Below are 18,907 nucleotides of genomic sequence, written 5' to 3'. Positions count from 1 at the left end.
GAGTACCAGAGTTGTTATTGTAAACTGAAATATGGAAGAAGAGAAAAAACAACAGCGTAAAAAGGCAAAAAGGAAAGAAAATCGTTTTTCTCCTTTGTATGTGTTGGGTGGTGGTATCCTGAAGGAGGATTTCATTATCAAACATACGCGCATGATTATACTTGTTGTGATATTGATATTCTTTTTCATTAGCAATCGTTATACGTGTATGCAGAAATTACGCGAAATAGATCGTTTGCAACAACAATTACGTGATGTGCGCTTTGAAGCATTGTCGATTTCGTCGGAATTGACAGGCAATAGCCGCCAGTCACAGATAGAATTACTTATTGAAGAACAAGGTATTGAATTGGAAGGCGCAAAAACGCCTCCTTATGAATTGTATAAATAATTATGGCAGAAGAGAACGAACCAAAAGAAGTGGTGCCGGGCAATAATAGAATTTTACTCTGTTATTTCCTTGTTGTTGTTGTGCTAGGGCTCGTAGCTGTTGCCATATTAATACGTGCTTTTAATACTGCTTTTGTGGAAAAAGCAATATGGGAAAAAGTAGCTGAGAAACAAAAACGGCCGAACCGCCTAATATTGCCCGGGCGTGGTAATATTTATTCTGCAGACGGCAAATTAATGGCAACCAGTGTGCCTCGTTATTATTTATATATCGATTTTGGGGCGGACTGCTATAAAAATCCTTCAAAGAAGTGGAACAGCCGGGATACTTTACTGAAGTCGAAACGTGACGGGCTCGATTCCTTATCTATCTACTTGTCGCGTAAGCTCAAAAACCGCACTCCAGGTGGTTATAAAGATTATTTGGTACGTGGATTGAAAAGCGGAAGCCGGCAGTTTCCTCTTTATGAAGGAAAAGTTTCTTATTCTGATTATAAGGAGATAAAAAAGTATCCGTTTATGCGCTTAGGTCGTTTTAGAAGCGGATTTTATGCTAAAGAGATGGTACAGCGCCAGAAACCTTTTGGAACATTAGCTTCCCGTACAATTGGAGATATTTATGGGGAAATTGAAGCAAGCGGGACAACTAAAGGTAAAAACGGGCTTGAATTACAATATGACTCTTTATTACGTGGGCAGGCTGGTCTAAGTTCTGTACGCCGTGTCGGTGGAGGTTGGACAAATGTTGTTGAACTTGAGCCTACGGATGGTCTGGATATCCGTACTACAATAGATATAAGTATACAGGATATTACAGAAAAGAGTTTGATAGATAAACTGAAAGAAATTGATGCGGAATCGGGCACAGCTGTTGTCATGGATGTGAAAACCGGAGAAATTAAGGCAATCACTAATATGGGACGTATTCGTGAGGGTGTTTATGGCGAAACTAAAAACCATGCTGTAGCCGATGAAACAGAACCTGGGTCTACATTTAAAGTTGCTTCTATAATGGTTGCTCTTGAAGATGGGGTATGTACTCCCAATGATACAGTAGACGTAGGTAATGGTATATATATGTATAAAGGTGCCCGGATGACCGACCATAATATGAATCATGGAGGATATGGGCGTATATCGGTTGCCCAGTCTATCTGGTATTCTTCTAATATAGGTGTCGCCAAAACGATCCTGAAGGGATATTCTAATAACCCGACAAAATTCGTGGAAGGCTTATACCGTGTTGGTATGAATGCAGACCTGCGTTTGGAAATTCCGGGTGCTGGCCGGTCAAAGATACGCCGTCCGGACGATTCAACACGCTATTGGTCTAAAACAACATTGCCGTGGATGTCGTTTGGTTATGAAACTCAGGTTCCTCCTATTTATACGTTGACTTTTTTTAACGCCATAGCCAATGATGGGAAGATGGTACGTCCGATGTTTACAAAAGAAATTATGCATAACGGAAAGACTGTCGAAAGTTTTTCTACGGAAGTGATAAAATCTTCTATTTGTTCTAGCCGTACGTTATCTCTTATAAAAGAAATGTTGGTTAATGTGGTGGAGCAAGGCACAGGTAAAGCAGTCCATTCGGATATTATTCCGATAGCAGGAAAGACAGGTACGGCTCAGATTGCCAGTGGCGGGGTGTATCGTACCAGTGGGCATCAGGTATCTTTCTGTGGCTATTTTCCTGCCGATCATCCGAAATATTCGGCAATTGTGGTAATTCGTCGTCCCCGGATTGGTTATCCTTCCGGAGGTACAATGTCGGGCGCTGTGGTAAAAGCGATTGCAGAGAAGGTATATGCGAGCCACATGTCTTTTGATGTGCGTGATATGGAGGTTGATTCTTTGGCCGTGAAAGTCCCTTCGGTGAAAGGTGGTAATTTGAAAGCTGTAGAAGATGTTTTAGACGAATTGGATATAGACACGGATACGGATAGTCTGGAGACCAAATGGGTATTTGCTTCGGATAACCAGGATGAAAAGAAAGTTGATCTGAAAGATGTAACAATACGGGAAGGCCTGGTGCCACGTGTAACCGGAATGGGTGCCCGTGATGCTGTTTATCTGCTCGAAAAAGTTGGATTGAGAGTTTCTTTAGCGGGAGCAGGGCGTGTTGTCTCGCAAAGTATTCTGCCTGGTCAACGTATTGTAAAAGGGCAGACTATATTATTGACATTGAGATAAGGAATAAATTGTACGATTGAATATGGAATTAAAGAAACTGCTTTATTCGTTGGATTCGCCGGAAGTGATGGGTGATGTGGCTGTAAACATAGCAGGTGTCCAGTCTGATTCACGTAAAGTGGAACCAGGCTTTTTGTTTGTTGCTGTCCGGGGTACGGCAGTAGACGGCCATGCGTATATTGAAGGCGCTTTGAAAAAAGGTGCGGTAGCCGTAGTTTGTGAAGAAATTCCTTTTCTTCCGGAAGAATTTATAATTTCTCTCGGAAGGAATCCTATTTTCATCCGGGTGAAAGATTCTGCCGAAGCTTTAGGCAAACTGGTTTCCCAATGGTATGATAATCCTTCGGATAAATTGGTGTTAGTGGGTGTTACCGGTACAAATGGTAAGACTACTATAGCAACTTTATTATATGAAATGTTCCGTAAAATGGGACATAAGGTTGGTTTGCTCTCTACTGTATGTAATTATATAGACGGTGAACCGATACCCACAGAGCATACAACTCCTGATCCGATTACGCTCCATGCTTTGATGGCACGCATGGTGGAAGCTGGTTGCGAATATGCATTTATGGAAGTGAGTTCACATTCAATAGATCAGCGACGCATTAGCGGCCTGTCATTTAATGGTGGTATTTTTACCAATTTGACGCGTGATCATCTGGATTATCATAAAACGGTAGAAAATTATCTGAAAGCTAAGAAAAAGTTTTTTGATGATCTGCCTGCCGGCACATTTGCGATTACGAATGTTGATGACAAATCAGGTTTAGTTATGTTGCAAAATACGGCTGCGAAGAAATTGACTTATTCGTTACGTACATTAGCCGATTTTAAGGGAAAAATACTGGAGTCCTTTTTTGACGGGACAGATATGCTGATAAATAACAAAGAAGTGTTTGTTCATTTTGTCGGACGTTTCAATGCATATAACTTGTTGGCTGTTTACGGGGCTGCAGTTTCGTTGGGTAAAAATCCGGAAGAGGTTTTAGTGGTGTTAAGTACGTTACATTCGGTGTCCGGACGTTTTCAGACCATACAGTCTCCATTAGGTTATACTGCGATTGTTGATTATGCGCATACACCGGATGCTTTAGTGAATGTATTAAATACAATCCATGAAGTATTGGAAGGAAAAGGACGCGTCATTACCGTTGTTGGCTGTGGAGGAAACCGTGATAAAGGTAAACGCCCTATTATGGCTAAAGAAGCTGCCAGGCTGAGCGACCAGCTTATACTTACTTCGGATAATCCCCGGCTGGAAGATCCTGACGAAATTATTAAGGATATGGTAGCCGGACTATCCAAGGATGACATGCATGATACGCTTTGTATTACCGACCGTGCCCAGGCAATTAAAACGGCGACTATGCTGGCTAAGAAAGGCGATGTAATATTGGTAGCAGGCAAAGGACATGAAGATTATCAAGATGTACAAGGTGTAAAGCATCATTTTGATGACCGCGAGAAATTAAAGGATATATTTGCAACACAACAATCATAGGAAAACGACATGCTGTATTATTTGTTTAATTATTTGGATCAGTTTGACTTTCCGGGGGCGGGAATGTTTAAATATGTATCATTCCGTTCGGCACTGGCATTGATCTTATCATTGTTTATTTCGACCGCTATTGGCAGGCGTATTATTGACAAACTGCAATTGCTTCAGATAGGGGAAACTGTACGTAATCTCGGTCTGGAAGGACAAATGAGTAAGAAAGGTACGCCTACAATGGGAGGACTGATTATTATTATTGCAATAGTGGTACCAACTTTGCTATTTGCCCGCCTTAATAATATATATGTAATTTTGATGCTGGTTACGACTCTGTGGCTGGGAGCCCTTGGTTTTGCAGACGACTATATTAAGGTGTTCAAAAAGAACAAAGAAGGTATGCATGGTAAATTCAAGATTATCGGACAGGTTGGTCTTGGCCTGATTGTAGGCTTGGTTCTTTTTATAAGCCCGGATGTGGTGATTAAAGAAAATATGGAAGTACGGCATGATAATGTGATTGAAGAAGTGCGTTATCATACGGTGGAGAAAAAGTCAACCAAAACTACAATTCCATTTGTGAAGAATAATAATTTTGATTATGCACAGTTGGTTAGTTGGGCAGGCGATTATAAAGAAGAAGCGGCCTGGCTTATATTTGTAATTATGGTGATTTTTGTGGTAACGGCCGTTTCTAATGGTGCTAACCTGACGGATGGGCTGGATGGATTGGCAGCAGGCAGCTCGGCAATAATAGGAGTGGCGTTAGGTATCTTGGCTTATATGTCGGCGCATTTTGAATTTGCGTCTTTCCTTAATATTATGTTCATTCCGGGAGCGGAAGAACTAGTCGTATTTGCGGCGGCTTTTATTGGAGCGACAGTTGGTTTTCTATGGTATAATTCATATCCGGCGCAAGTGTTTATGGGGGATACCGGAAGCCTTATGTTAGGTGGTGTGATAGCCGTTTTTGCCATTATCATAAGAAAAGAATTGCTTATCCCGATCCTTTGCGGTATCTTTCTGGTGGAAAATTTATCTGTACTTATACAGCGTTTTTATTTTAAATATACGAAAAAGAAATATGGCGAAGGACGCCGTGTCTTTAAGATGGCACCTCTTCATCATCATTTCCAGAAACAGGGTAATGCCGGAATCGAGGCTTTGATACAGAAGCCTTATAATGTGGTTCCCGAATCAAAGATTGTAGTTCGTTTCTGGTTAATTGGTATTATTCTGGCTGTTATTACAATTGTAACGTTAAAGATGAGGTAAATGACGGACAATTGACATTTAAAAGATAAAAATGGATAAAAAGAAAAGAATGGTTATATTAGGGGCTGGTGAGAGTGGAGCAGGTGCTGCCGTACTAGCCAAGGCGAAAGGATTTGATGTGTTTGTTTCCGATCTTTCGTCTATCAAACCTAAGTATAAGGAGATGCTGGATGCCCATAGTATTCGTTGGGAAGAAGGACAGCATACCGAAGCCGACATTCTGAATGCCGACGAAGTGATAAAGAGTCCGGGTATTCCTGATAAGGCTCCTGTCATTAGGAAATTGAAAGAACAGGGGACGCATATCATCTCCGAAATAGAGTTTGCGGGGAGATATACCGAGTCTAAAATGATTTGTATTACTGGTAGTAATGGCAAAACTACGACAACGATGCTTACCTATCATATATTAAAACAGGCAGGTATAGACGTAGGATTAGCCGGAAATGTAGGAAATAGCCTGGCTTTGCAGGTGGCAGAAAGTCCACATGCAGTATATGTTATAGAGCTGAGCAGTTTTCAATTGGATAATATGTATGATTTTAAGGCGGATATTGCGATTCTTTTGAATATAACACCGGATCACTTGGACCGCTATAATTATGAAATGCAGAATTACGTGGATGCAAAATTACGTATTTTGCAGAATCAGACCGAAGAAGATGTCTTTATTTTCTGGAATGATGATCCTATCATAGCTCGTGAGATTGCCAAGCGTAATCCGAAAGCTACTCTTTACCCGTTCGCCGAAACAAATGAAAAAGGTGTGAAGGGATATACTGATAATAAGCAAGTGAAAATTGAAACGTCAAATGGAACATTTACAATGGAACAAGACTTATTGGCATTAACAGGTACACATAATTTGTACAATTCATTGGCATCGGGTATTGCGGCTAAAGTCGTAGATATTCATGATGAGAAGATTCGTGCTTCGTTGAGTGATTTTGCCGGAGTTGAACATCGTCTGGAAAAAGTTGCCCGTATACGAGGCGTGGATTATATTAATGATTCTAAAGCTACGAATGTAAACTCGTGCTGGTATGCTTTACAGAGTATGACAACTAAAGTTGTACTCATATTAGGTGGTACGGACAAGGGCAATGATTATTCGGAAATAGAAGAGTTGGTAAAACAAAAAGCCCGTGCTTTACTGTTTTTGGGAGTTGATAATAATAAACTGCATGCTTTTTTTGATGGCAAAGTAGAGAAGATCGAGGATGCCCGCTCTATGGAAGAAGCAGTAACAAAAGCCTATAAATTGGCGGAAAAAGGAGATACTGTATTATTATCCCCTTGTTGTGCCAGCTTCGATCTGTTTAAAAGTTATGAAGATCGTGGCGACCAGTTTAAAGCTTGTGTACGTAACCTTTAATAACGAGGTCTGCTAGAGGATGAAACTGGTAAATAAATTATTAAAAGGAGATATGGTGATATGGATCATCTTTATGTTCCTTTGTGTTATATCGTTGGTGGAGGTGTTTAGTGCAACCAGCACTTTAGCCTATAAACAGGCAAGTCCGTGGGTACCTATCCGCAGGCATGCTATGATTTTGGCTTTTGGTGTTTGTTTGATTGTCTTTCTGCACCATGTACCGTATAAGAAGATTGCCGGTTTCTTAGTGTTGCTTTTTCCCATCTCTATTATCCTGTTGATATTGACTCCTATTCTGGGACAAGAAATTAACGGAGCCGGACGATGGCTATGGGGTATACAACCCTCGGAGCTTGCTAAGCTTGCCTCTATCGGCTATATGGCTTATTGGTTGAGCAAGAAAGATACGGTTCCTCCTGATAAGATATTCTGGTGGATATTAGGTGGCGTGGGGTTGGCTTGTGTGTTGATTTTTCCGGAAAACTTTTCTACTGCTGCAATGCTTTTTGGATTCTGTTACCTGATGATGTTTATCGGGCAAGTTGCAATAAAGAAGTTATTGATACTGGCGGGGATTGTTGTTCTGTTCGGTGCTACTATTCTTGCTGTATTATTTATTACTCCTGAAGATACGATGCATAAATATCTGGATCGCGGTTTGACATGGAAGTACCGTATTCAGGAGCATTTGCACGGAGAAGATAAAATAGATCCGGAAACGTATGAAATTAATGATAAAAACTATCAGGTTTCGCATGCGAAAATAGCTATAGCACGTGGTGGCGTTATAGGCAATATGCCGGGACATGGGCAGCAAAGAGATTTTCTTCCGCAAGCATATTCCGACTTTATTTATGCTATTATTATAGAGGAGATGGGATATGCCGGAGGTGTATTTGTGTTGATGTTGTATATAATGTTGCTGGTTCGGGTTGGTATTATAGCCCGGAAGTGTGATAAAGTATATGCTAAATACCTGGTGATAGGGTGTGGGCTTCTGGTTGGTATTCAGGCTCTTGCCAATATGGCGGTGGCTGTTAATTTAATACCTGTTACCGGTCAGCCTTTGCCATTGGTTAGCCGTGGTGGTACTTCTACGGTGATATCTTGCATCTATTTCGGAATAATCCTGAGTGTAAGCAGGTTTGGTGCACATATGGGCGAGGAAGAAGACGATGAAGTTTTGGAAAATGAAGAAAACAATAATTCTTCCGAACTTCCAGAAGGGGAAATTGCAATACAAGAGTCTCCAATGGCTACCGTGCAAGAAAATGTAGAAATTATAACAGAAACGAAAGTATGAAACAATATCGGATAATTATAAGTGGCGGAGGTACGGGGGGGCATATCTTTCCGGCTATTTCTATAGCCAATACTTTCAAGAAACGTTTCCCTGAGGCGGAGATATTGTTTGTTGGAGCTGAAGACCGTATGGAGATGGAGAAGGTTCCGTCTGCGGGGTATAATATTATAGGTTTGCCGGTGAGTGGTTTCGATCGTGTTCATTTGGCAAATAATATAAAAGTGATGGGACGGCTGATTAGAAGTCTTCGCCTGGCAAAACGGACTATCCGCGAATTCAAACCGGATATTGCTGTTGGTGTAGGCGGTTATGCTAGTGGTCCGACACTATGGATGGCTTCTTCTTTGGGTGTACCTACATTGATTCAGGAGCAAAATTCGTATGCGGGAGTGACAAATAAATTACTGGCAAAGCGTGCAGACCGTATCTGTGTAGCATACCAAAGTATGGATAAGTTTTTCCCTGCAGAAAAGATTGTTATAACCGGTAATCCGGTGCGTCAGGATTTGGAAGAGGCTTTGGACAAGAAGAAAGAAGCGTTGGATTTTTTCGGTCTTTCTTCTGATAAAAAAACAATATTGGTTGTGGGCGGAAGCCTTGGTGCGCGAACTATAAATCGTAGTATCATGGGTGATCTTGATAAATTATTTGCATCGGATGTGCAGGTGATCTGGCAGACGGGACGTTATTATCAGGATGAAGCTTTAAAACATTTGAAGGCGTATCGCGGTATGCCGGTATGGTGTTCTGATTTTATTACCCGTATGGATTATGCCTATGCGGCAGCAGATTTGGTGATTTCCCGTGCAGGAGCCAGTTCCATATCGGAGCTCTGCTTGTTGCAGAAACCGGTGATTCTGGTGCCTTCTCCTAATGTGGCGGAAGATCATCAGACTAAAAATGCTCAAGCTCTGGTAAATCAAAATGCTGCAATTATGGTGACAGATAAAGAGGCCGAAAATTCATTGGTAACGACGGCACTGGCAACTATACATAATGATGATTTACTTCATGCGTTAAGTTCTAATATCACTTGTATGGCTCATCATCAAAGTGCGGAGTTGATTGTAGATGAAATTGTAAAGATTATAGAGAAAGAAAAAGCGTAACAGAAGACGATTTAATATGAATATAAACACTGTAAAAGCAGTTTATTTTGTGGGTGCCGGCGGTATAGGAATGAGCGCCCTGATCAGGTATTTTCTTTCTAAGGGGAAGTTTGTAGCCGGTTATGACAAAACTCCTTCTGCTTTAACGGAACAGTTAAATAAAGAAGGTGCTGCTATTCATTATGAAGATAATGTTGATTTGATTCCGGAGGTATGTAAATCGTTATCCGATACATTGGTTGTATATACACCAGCTGTGCCTGAGTCGCATACAGAGCTTGTTTACTTCCATACAAATGGATTTGAAGTGGTGAAACGAGCCCGTGTGTTGGGAGAGGTTACGAATTGTTCCCGTGGACTTTGTGTAGCCGGAACACATGGTAAAACGACTACCTCATCTATGACGGCTCATTTGCTGAAACAATCCCAAGTGGATTGTAATGCTTTTTTAGGAGGAATCCTGAAAAATTATAATAGCAACCTGATGTTGTCGGACAAAAGTGATTTGACTGTAATCGAGGCTGACGAATTTGACCGTTCGTTTCATTGGCTTACTCCTTATATGGCTGTTATTACGGCTGCCGATCCTGATCATTTGGATATTTACGGAACACCGGAAGCTTATCATGAAAGTTTTGAAAAATTCACGTCACTGATCCGCCCGGATGGTATTTTGATAATGAAAAAAGGAATAAGTATAACGCCCCGATTACAAAAAGGTGTACGTCTGTATACTTATTCTGCTACGGACGGAGGAGATTTTCATGCGGAAAATATACGTATAGGAAATGGCGAAATCTTTTTTGATTTTGTGGCACCGGATGTTCGTATAGCCGATATCCAATTAGGTGTTCCTGTTAAAGTTAATATTGAAAATGGTATAGCAGCTATTGCTCTTGCATGGTTGAATGGAGTTACTGCAGACGAAATAAAAAAAGGGATGGCCTCTTTTGCCGGCCCTGTCCGTCGTTTTGATTACCATTTGAAGAAAGATAATATTGTATTAATAGATGATTATGCTCATCATCCTGAAGAGCTGAAAGCAAGTATATTATCTGTAAAGGAATTGTATGCGGATAAAAAGGTAACCGGGATATTTCAACCCCATCTTTATACGCGTACAAGAGATTTTGCAGCTGATTTTGCGGCAAGCCTGTCATTGTTGGATGAATTGATTTTGCTGGATATATATCCGGCACGCGAAAAACCGATTTCTGGTATTACTTCTCAAGTGATTTTAGATAAGGTAACTATTTCTGCAAAAAGGCTGATCTGCAAGGATGAATTACTGGATTTGATAAAATCGGAAAAGGAATCTTTGGAGGTTGTGTTAATGGTTGGTGCAGGCAATATTGATCGTTTGGTGGAACCGGTAAAAGAAATATTAGATAAGAAATAGATTGTGATACGGATTATCTCCATAGTAGTAGCTACGCTGTTGTTTTGTTACATCGTGTTTATCACTTTTTTCTTTCGGGAAATGAGACGGGATTATGTTTGCCATGATCTTCAGGTTGTAGTAAAAGATAGTCTGGATAAGCATTTTGTGAGCGAAGGTGATTTGATTGGCTTATTAAAAAAAGCCCATCTTAACCCTATAGATAAGCAGATGAACACGGTAAATACCGACCAGATAGAAAATGAATTGCTGAAAAATCAGATGATCGCTTCCGTAGAGGCTTATAAAACACCTTCGGGTATTATAAAGTTGGAAGTAAAGCAGAAAGTTCCTATCTTGCGCATTATCGGTACTTCCGGGAATTACTATGTGGATAATTTGGGAAGCGTTATGCCTGTCAGTTCCCGTTATGTAGCTCATGTACCAATTGTAAGTGGATATGTGGAAAAAGAGTTGGCGGTAACCGACTTATATAAATTTGCACTATTTTTGCAGAAGAATGAGTTCTGGAATAACCAGATAGAACAAATCTATGTGGAACCGGATAATGAAATAGAGCTTATTCCGAGGGTGGGAGACCATCGTATTATACTGGGTACGTTCGATAATTTTGAAGAGAAGCTTAATAATTTGCAACTTTTCTATGAACAAGCCATTCCTAAAGTAGGTTGGAAGAAGTATAATGTGATAAATTTAAAATATAACAACCAGATAGTTTGTACTAAAAAATAGATAATATGGCGTACACTGACTTTATAGCAACCATCGACCTGGGGACTTCCCAAATGGTTGGTATGGTGGGGACCAAGAATGCTGCCGGCACTCTTTCGATCATTGCCTACGAAGTTGAAAATTCCGCTAATTGTATACGGAGAGGATGCGTATATAATGTGGAAGAAACAGCTAACAAGATAAAACGTCTCATTCTTAAGTTAGAAAATAAATTGGGAGATGCTAAGATCGGGAAGGTGTATGTTGGCATAGGAGGACAATCTATTCGTTCATTGGAACATACTGTTCCGAAGGTACTACCAGAGGATGGAGAAGTTACGGAGGAAATGCTGGACGCTCTTTATCAAGAGTGTAAGAACTATCACCCGGAGATGTTGGATGTACTGGCAATTACTTCGCCTACCTATTTTTTAGATGATAAACCGGAAGCGAATCCGAAAGGCATACCCTGCAAACGTATTGATGCCCATTACCAATTGATAGTGGGACGTCCTTCGTTAAAGCGCCATATCATGAACAGTATTTCCGAACGGGCTAAAGTAGAGATTGCTGATATAGTTGTATCTCCGTTAGCTCTTGCTGATGTTATCTTGACGGAAGACGAGAAGATGTTGGGTTGCGCTTTGATTAACTTTGGAGCAGGTGTGACATCTCTCTCTGTATATAAAAATGGTAACTTGGTGAATCTTTCGGTAGTACCTTTCGGGGGCAATCTGATTACAAAAGATATAATGAGCCTACATTTGGTAGAAGCTGAGGCTGAGAGGGTGAAACTAACCTATGGTAGTGCCATGACGGATAAAGATAATGACCAAATGATCAGTATTAACTCTGCTGATGGTATGGGACTTCGTGAGATTAAGTTGTCCGAATTGAATAATGTAGTTGAAGCCCGTATAAAAGAAATATTGGAAAATATTTATGCACGTATTGAAGATACCGGTTTATTGGGATCTTTAGCAGCAGGTGTTATCGTTACAGGCGGAGCGGCAGCTTTAAAGAATTTGCAGGAAGTGATAAGTAGCCGGTTACAAATGGATGTCAGATATACATCTGTTAGGAAAGGCTTGGTTGAAGGTGGCGGAATGATAGCTTCCAATCCAGGGTATGCTACAGCTGTAGGATTACTGATGCAGGGTACCAAGAATTGTGCTGCATATATTCCTCCGAAACCGGAACCTGTACCGGAAGTTAAACCTGAACCGGAATCTTTTGTAGAAGAGGTTAAAGTCAAACCGGAAGAGAAAAAAGTGAAAAAGATAAAGAAGCCCTCAATCTTCGACCGTTTGAAGAAGAACATAGATAATATGACGGGTGATTTGTTTGACGATGAAGAAAGATAATCAGCAACGTAATAAAACCGGACGATATGGACGATAAAATATTAAACTTCGGTTATCCTACGAATACACCGAAAATCATTAAAGTAATAGGTGTAGGCGGTGGTGGTGGAAATGCCGTTGATCATATGTATAAAGAGGGTATACATGATGTAGCCTTTGTATTATGTAACACGGATATGCAGGCTTTAAATCGTTTGGATGTGCCTGATAAATTATTGCTGGGGCGCGAAATCACACAAGGGTTGGGTGCGGGCAACAAGCCTGAGCGTGCCATGATGGCTGCCGAAGAAAGTATGGAAGATATCCGTAAGATGTTAAGTGATGGAACGAAAATGGTCTTCATCACGGCTGGAATGGGTGGAGGTACAGGGACTGGTGCTGCTCCGGTTCTTGCGCGTATTGCCAAAGATATGGGAATACTTACGGTGGGTATTGTTACTATTCCATTCTTGTTTGAAGGTGAACGTAAGATTATCCAGGCTCTGAATGGCGTAGAAGAAATTGCTAAGAATGTAGATGCTCTATTGGTTATTAACAATGAGCGTTTGCGTGAAATATATGCCGATCTTACTGTTATGAATGCGTTCGGGAAAGCCGATGACACATTAACGGTTGCAGCGAAAAGTATTGCCGAAATTATCACTCTGCCCGGTATAATAAACCTGGACTTTGCAGATGTTAATACAACAATGAAAGATGGTGGAGTTGCTTTGATGAGTAATGGTTATGGTGAAGGCGAAGATCGTGTTCATCAGGCGGTCGAAGATGCATTAAACTCTCCGTTGTTGAGCAATAATAACGTAAAGAATGCGAAGAAGATATTATTCAATGTTTATTTCAGCAAAGAATGTGAACTTCGCATGGAGGAAATGAATTACGTAAATAACTTTATGGCCGAATTTAACCGGGATATAGAAGTTATTTGGGGTACGGCAATTGATGATACACTAGGCGATAAAGTCAAGATAACAATTCTGGCTACAGGATTTGCAATGGATGATATCCCTCAGATTGCTGAAAAACGTCGTCTTGAAGATCAGCAGATGACGGAAGAACAGATTCGTCAGGAAGAGGAACGAATCCAGAAAGAGCAGAAAGAGCAGGAGCTTATCGGTAAGTATTATGGCAGTTCGGCCAAACAAGTAGGGCGTTTTATTTCCAGAGCGTCTGCAATTGTCCTTACTCAGGAAGAATTGGATGATGATGTGCTGATTGCCTTTATGGAGGAGAATCCGACATATAATCGCGATCCGAAGGTGGTTGCCCGCGTACGGGCAAAAGTTTCGGGAGAAGATATTACGGTATCCGGTGCATCTTCAAAACCGGCATCTTCTTCGGCACGTCCTAATACATCTGCTAACGGGAAGCCGAAAATTAGTTTCAGATAATTAATTAATAAGATATTTACATCGTCATTATGGATTTGTTTGAAAGAGTCAGCGAAGACATTAAAAACGCAATGAAAGCGAAAGACAAAGTAGCTTTAGATACGCTTCGGAACGTAAAGAAATTTTTTCTGGAAGCAAAAACTGCTCCGGGTGCCAATGATACATTGACAGATGCTGATGCATTAAAGATTATGCAGAAATTGGTTAAACAAGGCAAGGATTCTGCTACTATTTATGTACAACAGGGACGTCAGGATTTGGCTGATGCTGAATTAGCTCAGGTAAATGTGATCGAGGCTTATTTGCCTAAGCAAATGTCTGCCGAAGAATTAGAGGTTGAGCTTAAAACTATAATTGCCCAGGTTGGCGCTACCAGTGCAAAGGATATGGGTAAAGTTATGGGCACTGCTTCAAAAGCTCTTGCAGGAAAAGCAGAAGGACGCTTAATTTCCGATATAGTAAAACGTTTATTAAATTAGTATTATAAAAGCCGGTGTGTCAAAAGTCAGGATTAAGGGGCGCAAATGACGCAGAATATGTAGAGTATCGTAGACTTTTCTATTAATAATCAATAAGGCCTGCGTTTATCTTTGCTTTGTTTGTGTCATTTGCGTTCGGTAATAGCTTTTGGTATATTTCTTTTTTCTTTTTTACCCAGCTTTATCTGATCTGGCTTTATTGTTTCTCAATCTTCAATTAAAAAAACCATGATTACATTTATTTGTTGCCTTGTAGCCCTAATCGTTGGCTATTTTGTTTATGGCTCTTTCATTGAGCGTATTATCGGAATTGATCCGTCTCGTAAAACACCCGCTTACACACAACAGGATGGAGTAGACTATATCCCGTTGCCAACGTGGAAAGTTTTTATGATTCAGTTTTTGAACATTGCCGGTTTAGGTCCGATTTTCGGAGCTATTATGGGGGCAAAGTTCGGTACAGCCTCATTCCTATGGATCGTTTTTGGTAGTATCTTCGCAGGTGCAACGCACGATTTTATGGCAGGTATGTTGTCTTTGCGGAATAAAGGAGAAAGCCTTCCTGAAATGATCGGCCGGTATCTGGGAAATAATTTCGGTCAGTTTATGCGCGCTTTTACGGTAATATTGATGATACTTGTGGGATCCGTGTTTGTTGCAGGTCCCGCAGGCTTGTTGGCAAAACTTACTCCGGAACACCTGGATACTACTTTCTGGATTATTGTTGTTTTTATTTATTACGTATTGGCTACTTTATTGCCAATTGATAAGATTATAGGTAAGATATATCCTCTTTTTGCCATTGCTCTTTTATTCATGGCCGTGGGAATCCTGTTAATGCTGTTTGTTCATTATCCTCCACTGCCGGAAATAACGGATGGAATGCATAACACGGATCCTCAGGGTTTGCCTATCTTCCCGATCATGTTTGTGAGTATTGCTTGTGGTGCTATTTCTGGTTTTCATGCTACACAAAGCCCGCTGATGGCACGTTGCCTGACGAATGAGAAGCATGCTAAACCGGTCTTTTACGGAGCTATGATTACAGAAGGTATAGTTGCTCTTATCTGGGCTGCTGCTGCCACTTATTTTTATCAGAATAACGGTATGTCTGAAAATAATGCGGCTGTTATAGTTGATAGTATCACAAAGGAATGGCTTGGTACGGTTGGAGGAATTCTGGCTATATTAGGAGTAATTGCGGCTCCAATAACATCCGGCGATACTGCTTTTCGTTCTGCTCGCCTGATTGTTGCTGATTTTTTACATATGGAGCAGAAAACTGTGGTAAAGCGTTTGCTGATTTGCTTGCCATTGTTCTTAATCGCCATCGGTCTGCTTTTGTATAGCCTGAAAGATAAAGACGGGTTTGATATGATATGGCGTTATTTTGCATGGAGCAACCAGACATTGGCCGTATTTACGCTTTGGGCACTGACAGTCTACTTGGTTAATGCCAAGAAAATATATTGGGTTACTCTTATTCCTGCCCTGTTTATGACGGCCGTATGTTCCACATATATTTTCGTAGCCCCAGAAGGATTGGGAATGTCCCCTCATATATCTCAATTGATAGGTATATGTATTACATTGATAGTAACTGTTGTGTTCTTTGTCTGGAAACGCAGGGTATCCAGATAAAGAGACGTCCATGTTCCGTAAATACGGATGGGGTATGTTTTCCACTTTGTCACCAGAGGGCTGTCCCTCAATTGTAAAATTCTGATATTGGCTGTATTTGGGTAGGCAACTAAAAAAACGCAGGTGCAAAGAAATCAACCGTTGCACCTGCGTTAGGTAATACTATTGCGTAGAAAACGTTCTTACAATACTTGTATGCCTTCTTCGCGCGCTTGTTCTTCTCCTGAAGGGGTAATCAGCTTATAGCCTTTACCGTGGATGTTGATGATTTCGATACCCGGATCATCTTTCAGCAATTTACGAAGTTTAGTGATGTACACATCCATACTACGGGCGTTGAAGTAGTTATCGTCTACCCAGATTGTTTTCAGTGCATAATTACGTTCCAGTATTTCATTTGCATGGGCACAAAGAAGGCTCAGCAATTCGCATTCCTTGGTTGTTAGTTTGGTCACTTTATCTCCGATAGACAATGTTTGTTTTTGAGTATCGAATAAGAAGTTCCCTAACTTGTAGAAAGGAATATCTTTCATTTTTTTGCCTTTCACACGGCGAAGGATTGCTTCAATACGAAGTAATAACTCTTCCATACTGAATGGTTTTGTCAGATAATCGTCTGCACCAATCTTAAATCCTTCCAGAATATCTTCCTTCATTGTTTTGGCAGTAAGGAAGATAACAGGAATATCCGGATTAATGGAACGAATTTCCTGAGCTAACGTAAAACCGTCTTTCTTAGGCATCATCACATCCAGTACACATAAGTCGTATTTGCCTTTTGTGAAACCTTTGTAACCGGCCTCTCCATCAGAGAAAAGATCCGTAACATAACCTTTAGCTTGTAAGTACTCTCTTAACAGCATTCCTAAATTTTCGTCGTCTTCGCAAAAGAAGATCTTCAGTTTTTCTTCCATAACTAACTTTTTATAAGAGGTAAAGTAATAATAAATTTTGTACCAATATTCCCGGGTCCACTTTCGGCGCGTATCGTGCCTTTATGGTCCTCTATAATTTTACGTACGTAAGCGAGCCCCAGGCCGAAACCTTTTACGTCGTGTACGTTTCCTGTCGGTACACGGAAGAAACGGTCGAATACTTTTTTGAGGTATTCTTTCTTTATTCCGATACCATTGTCTTCCACGGAAATGAGCAGTTTCCCGCCTTCGTTCCATGTGCGCGCCATCAATGTAAGCGGTACTTCCGGACGACGGTATTTAACGGCGTTGTCCATTAGGTTAAACAGTACATTGGTGATGTGCATTTCATCCACATAAATGTCCGATTCGGTAGCTTGCAAGTCTATATCCATTGTACCACCATACTTTTCGACTTTCAGAATAAACGTGTTTGCTATGTTTGCTACCAGATCGTTAGCATCTATTTCTTTTAGTTTCAAGGCTGCTTTTTGTCTTTCGAACAATGACATTTGCAGAACCTTTTCAACCAGGAAGCCTAATCGTTTCGTCTCATCGTTAATGACACCGGAAATATGTTTAAATACATCCGGACTTTTCGTTATATCCGTGTCTTTCAACATCTGAGCGGCGAGTGAAATAGTAGAAACAGGTGTTTTCAGTTCGTGCGTCATATTGTTGATAAAGTCGTTTTTCATTTCCGATAGTTTCTTCTGACGGAATACTATATATATGGTAAAGATAAATGTTACCAGCAATAGCAGCGAGAAGATAACCGATGGCACAATGAATGTGACCGAACTGGATATATAGTCTCCCTTTGTCGGGAAATACACTTTCAAATAATTTAGCTTGGATGGTGGGTCGTTAGGAAACAAAGCTCTTGTAAAAATGTCGGATGCAATTGGATCCTTCGGAATCTCACCACTTTGGTATACTGTATTTCCGTCTTTGTTAATAACAGAAAAAACGAACGGCAGGTTCAATCCGTTGTTAATAAATTCTGTTTTTAAGTAATTATTCAGCTTTTTAAAATCTATACGTTCCTCTATTGGTTTCAGACTGGCAGTAGATAAGATATTCAGAATCACCTCTTCAATCAATCCGCCTTGGTATTGATAACGTCTTTTTAGTGTCCGTTGTAAGTCTTTCGAAGTGTTTACAATACTGTTGGATGATTCCCTTCCGGATAAAGATGATAACGGTTTTATTTTCTGACTACTGAAGCTGTGTAATTCTATATGTTGCACTGCACCGTTGGACTCCGTAATCTGTAATTGATATTTTTCCTGATTAATAACCTGTCCGAGACTTTGTACATCGGGTGCGTTCTGATACATAAAACTGCTTTGGTCCCTACTTACGTCTTCTTCCAGATATTTTCTTGTTTCATCCAATTCCAGATTTTTAGATACTTGGTGCAAGCTTCTTTTTACAGTTTCATTAAATTGCTCGCTACGCGCCTTTAATAGTATGCTTACATAGTTTATTTGTAAATAAAGCAAGCCGGTGAAGGCGAATGCCATTACTAATGCAAGCAACCAAATTGTCGACTTCCTCATATCAAATCATATCTCTTAATAATGTAACAAATAACGCGTGTTTTAGTTTAATATTTACACAAAAAAGGTAAAAATAGAGGTCTTGATATGTTAATAATGGTTGGTGGTTAAGTGCGTTTTGTGTGTTAATATTGCTAATAATGAATGGTTTAAATCGTGTGTAAGAGTCGTTCTTTTATCGTTTGTTTTTTGGATTGTATTATAAACAATATTCATTATTTCAGTTTAATATCCGCATTATTGCCCGTTTCTTATTCCTAAAACTTCGTTATCATTTCCAAAAAAACGCCCAGTTGCTTAATT

General features: G+C 40.3%; 15 protein-coding genes. 13 read left to right on the top strand and 2 right to left on the bottom strand.

What is annotated here, in order from left to right:
• Positions 1–31 precede the first annotated feature (31 nt).
• From C4S38_RS08970 to C4S38_RS08910, 13 genes are all read left to right on the top strand, one after another.
• Positions 32–391 carry an FtsL-like putative cell division protein gene (locus tag C4S38_RS08970; protein WP_099463708.1) on the top strand — a complete coding sequence of 120 codons (360 nt, stop codon included), beginning with the start codon at positions 32–34 and terminating at the stop codon, positions 389–391.
• Positions 392–393: 2 nt separating this feature from the next.
• Positions 394–2,586, top strand: coding sequence for a penicillin-binding protein (locus C4S38_RS08965; RefSeq protein ID WP_103983452.1), 2,193 nt, complete (start codon positions 394–396; stop codon positions 2,584–2,586).
• A gap of 22 nt (positions 2,587–2,608) precedes the next feature.
• Positions 2,609–4,090: a UDP-N-acetylmuramoyl-L-alanyl-D-glutamate--2,6-diaminopimelate ligase gene (locus tag C4S38_RS08960; RefSeq protein ID WP_103983451.1), complete on the top strand. Its 1,482-nt coding sequence runs from the start codon at positions 2,609–2,611 to the stop codon at positions 4,088–4,090.
• A 9-nt stretch (positions 4,091–4,099) separates the two neighbouring features.
• The gene (mraY, locus tag C4S38_RS08955; RefSeq protein WP_099463705.1) at positions 4,100–5,359 is read left to right on the top strand and encodes a phospho-N-acetylmuramoyl-pentapeptide-transferase; all 1,260 of its coding nucleotides are present in this window, start codon (positions 4,100–4,102) and stop codon (positions 5,357–5,359) included.
• Between the two features lie 31 nt (positions 5,360–5,390).
• Positions 5,391–6,734, top strand: coding sequence for a UDP-N-acetylmuramoyl-L-alanine--D-glutamate ligase (gene murD / locus C4S38_RS08950; protein ID WP_103983450.1), 1,344 nt, complete (start codon positions 5,391–5,393; stop codon positions 6,732–6,734).
• A gap of 19 nt (positions 6,735–6,753) precedes the next feature.
• The gene (locus C4S38_RS08945) at positions 6,754–8,037 is read left to right on the top strand and encodes an FtsW/RodA/SpoVE family cell cycle protein (RefSeq protein WP_103983449.1); all 1,284 of its coding nucleotides are present in this window, start codon (positions 6,754–6,756) and stop codon (positions 8,035–8,037) included.
• Complete coding sequence (gene murG / locus C4S38_RS08940; RefSeq protein WP_103983448.1) at positions 8,034–9,146, top strand: undecaprenyldiphospho-muramoylpentapeptide beta-N-acetylglucosaminyltransferase; 1,113 nt, start codon at positions 8,034–8,036, stop codon at positions 9,144–9,146. The genes C4S38_RS08945 and murG overlap by 4 nt, the downstream gene beginning before the upstream one ends.
• Before the next feature lie 16 nt (positions 9,147–9,162).
• On the top strand, positions 9,163–10,545 hold the full coding sequence (murC, locus tag C4S38_RS08935) for a UDP-N-acetylmuramate--L-alanine ligase (RefSeq protein ID WP_103983447.1): 1,383 nt from the start codon (positions 9,163–9,165) through the stop codon (positions 10,543–10,545).
• 3 nt (positions 10,546–10,548) lie between these two features.
• Positions 10,549–11,277, top strand: coding sequence for a cell division protein FtsQ/DivIB (locus C4S38_RS08930; RefSeq protein ID WP_103983446.1), 729 nt, complete (start codon positions 10,549–10,551; stop codon positions 11,275–11,277).
• A 5-nt stretch (positions 11,278–11,282) separates the two neighbouring features.
• Positions 11,283–12,620 carry a cell division protein FtsA gene (gene ftsA, locus C4S38_RS08925; protein WP_103983445.1) on the top strand — a complete coding sequence of 446 codons (1,338 nt, stop codon included), beginning with the start codon at positions 11,283–11,285 and terminating at the stop codon, positions 12,618–12,620.
• A gap of 26 nt (positions 12,621–12,646) precedes the next feature.
• Complete coding sequence (gene ftsZ / locus C4S38_RS08920; protein WP_103983444.1) at positions 12,647–14,008, top strand: cell division protein FtsZ; 1,362 nt, start codon at positions 12,647–12,649, stop codon at positions 14,006–14,008.
• Positions 14,009–14,037: 29 nt separating this feature from the next.
• Entirely contained in the window at positions 14,038–14,487 is a 450-nt protein-coding gene (locus C4S38_RS08915; RefSeq protein WP_099463697.1) for a GatB/YqeY domain-containing protein, read from the top strand.
• 228 nt (positions 14,488–14,715) lie between these two features.
• Entirely contained in the window at positions 14,716–16,128 is a 1,413-nt protein-coding gene (locus C4S38_RS08910) for a carbon starvation CstA family protein (protein ID WP_103983443.1), read from the top strand.
• 182 nt (positions 16,129–16,310) lie between these two features.
• Here C4S38_RS08910 and rprY read toward each other — a convergent pair whose 3' ends face one another.
• Both rprY and C4S38_RS08900 read right to left on the bottom strand, forming a co-directional pair.
• Complete coding sequence (gene rprY, locus C4S38_RS08905) at positions 16,311–17,042, bottom strand: response regulator transcription factor RprY (RefSeq protein WP_102407161.1); 732 nt, start codon at positions 17,040–17,042, stop codon at positions 16,311–16,313.
• A 2-nt stretch (positions 17,043–17,044) separates the two neighbouring features.
• The gene (locus C4S38_RS08900; RefSeq protein WP_103983442.1) at positions 17,045–18,604 is read right to left on the bottom strand and encodes a sensor histidine kinase; all 1,560 of its coding nucleotides are present in this window, start codon (positions 18,602–18,604) and stop codon (positions 17,045–17,047) included.
• Positions 18,605–18,907 lie beyond the last annotated feature (303 nt).

The organism is Parabacteroides chinchillae, assembly GCF_900108035.1.
GTDB lineage: Bacteria > Bacteroidota > Bacteroidia > Bacteroidales > Tannerellaceae > Parabacteroides > Parabacteroides chinchillae.
The sequence above is the reverse complement of the archived record's forward strand: the minus strand, read 5'-3'. Positions and strand labels throughout refer to the sequence as shown.

Bases quoted from the DNA above. Each gene is read 5' to 3' on its own strand.
- C4S38_RS08970 (WP_099463708.1), top strand. From the start codon at position 32: ATGGAAGAAGAGAAAAAACAACAGCGTAAAAAGGCAAAAAGGAAAGAA.
- C4S38_RS08965 (WP_103983452.1), top strand. From the start codon at position 394: ATGGCAGAAGAGAACGAACCAAAAGAAGTGGTGCCGGGCAATAATAGA.
- C4S38_RS08960 (WP_103983451.1), top strand. From the start codon at position 2,609: ATGGAATTAAAGAAACTGCTTTATTCGTTGGATTCGCCGGAAGTGATG.
- mraY (WP_099463705.1), top strand. From the start codon at position 4,100: ATGCTGTATTATTTGTTTAATTATTTGGATCAGTTTGACTTTCCGGGG.
- murD (WP_103983450.1), top strand. From the start codon at position 5,391: ATGGATAAAAAGAAAAGAATGGTTATATTAGGGGCTGGTGAGAGTGGA.
- C4S38_RS08945 (WP_103983449.1), top strand. From the start codon at position 6,754: ATGAAACTGGTAAATAAATTATTAAAAGGAGATATGGTGATATGGATC.
- murG (WP_103983448.1), top strand. From the start codon at position 8,034: ATGAAACAATATCGGATAATTATAAGTGGCGGAGGTACGGGGGGGCAT.
- murC (WP_103983447.1), top strand. From the start codon at position 9,163: ATGAATATAAACACTGTAAAAGCAGTTTATTTTGTGGGTGCCGGCGGT.
- ftsA (WP_103983445.1), top strand. From the start codon at position 11,283: ATGGCGTACACTGACTTTATAGCAACCATCGACCTGGGGACTTCCCAA.
- ftsZ (WP_103983444.1), top strand. From the start codon at position 12,647: ATGGACGATAAAATATTAAACTTCGGTTATCCTACGAATACACCGAAA.
- C4S38_RS08915 (WP_099463697.1), top strand. From the start codon at position 14,038: ATGGATTTGTTTGAAAGAGTCAGCGAAGACATTAAAAACGCAATGAAA.
- C4S38_RS08910 (WP_103983443.1), top strand. From the start codon at position 14,716: ATGATTACATTTATTTGTTGCCTTGTAGCCCTAATCGTTGGCTATTTT.
- rprY (WP_102407161.1), bottom strand. From the start codon at position 17,042: ATGGAAGAAAAACTGAAGATCTTCTTTTGCGAAGACGACGAAAATTTA.
- C4S38_RS08900 (WP_103983442.1), bottom strand. From the start codon at position 18,604: ATGAGGAAGTCGACAATTTGGTTGCTTGCATTAGTAATGGCATTCGCC.